Annotated in this window: 1 protein-coding gene; it reads left to right on the forward strand. The window is 68.1% G+C overall.

Features of this window, described 5'->3' with window-relative positions; all coding sequences use genetic code 11:
• Positions 1-574, forward strand: a 574-nt coding sequence (locus AC5Y7D_RS30915) for an HNH endonuclease (RefSeq protein WP_499929997.1), incomplete at both ends; no start/stop codon positions are given.

Here is a 574-nt window from a genome sequence, read left to right on the forward strand (position 1 = left end):
GCCAGCACCCCGGCCACCCTCGCACTGAACGTGGTGATCTCCGATACCGCCCTGCTCGGCGACGACGACGCTCCCGCGCTGCTACAGGGCTACGGCCCGATCCCGGCGGCCGTGGCGCGCACCTGGCTCACCACCGCGCTAGCCGACAAGAGGTCGCTGGCCAGCCTGCGCCGACTCTACGCCCGCCCCCACACCGGGGCGCTGGTAGCGATGGAATCACGCTCCCGCACCTTCCCCCGCGGGCTGGCCCAGTTCATCAGCCTGCGCGATCAGACCTGCCGCACACCATACTGCGACGCCCCCATCCGCCACCGCGACCACATCCAACCGGCCACACGCGGGGGACCCACCACCGCCGCCAACGGCGCCGGACTGTGCGAGCGCTGCAACTACCTCAAAGAGTCACCCCGCTGGCGAGTCACCACCCACCACGAAAACGGCACCCACACCACCGAATACACCACACCCACCGCAGCCCACTACCAATCCACCGCACCACCGATCTACTCCCGCATCGACATCAGCGAGATCGAGGACACCATCGGCATCACACTGATCAAAAGGCACGCCGCTT

The organism is Mycobacterium sp. NGS49 (assembly GCF_059812565.1).